The organism is Bacillus cereus group sp. BfR-BA-01381 (assembly GCF_022663555.1).
GTDB lineage: Bacteria > Bacillota > Bacilli > Bacillales > Bacillaceae_G > Bacillus_A > Bacillus_A pacificus.
This window is the reverse complement of sequence record NZ_JAKUFR010000355.1, coordinates 1-216: the sequence shown is the minus strand read 5'-3', so window position 1 is coordinate 216 and position 216 is coordinate 1. Positions and strand designations below refer to the sequence as shown.

The following is a 216-nucleotide window of genomic DNA, read 5'->3' as shown; positions in this document are numbered from 1 at the left end:
GAACCCCCACGCCAAAGGCGCTAGATCCTAAGTCTAGTGCGTCTGCCAATTCCGCCACACCCGCATATTCATTAAAAATGGTGAGCCATGAAGGACTCGAACCTTCGACCCTCTGATTAAAAGTCAGATGCTCTACCAACTGAGCTAATGGCTCTTACAATAAAAACTGGTGCCGACTAGAGGACTTGAACCCCCAACCTACTGATTACAAGTCAG

Annotated in this window: 1 tRNA gene; it reads right to left on the bottom strand. The window is 48.1% G+C overall.

From position 1 onward, the window contains the following. Positions 1 to 78 precede the first annotated feature (78 nt). Positions 79 to 154: transfer RNA gene (locus MR079_RS29015), tRNA-Lys, on the bottom strand. Between the last annotated feature and the right edge of the window lie 62 nt (positions 155 to 216).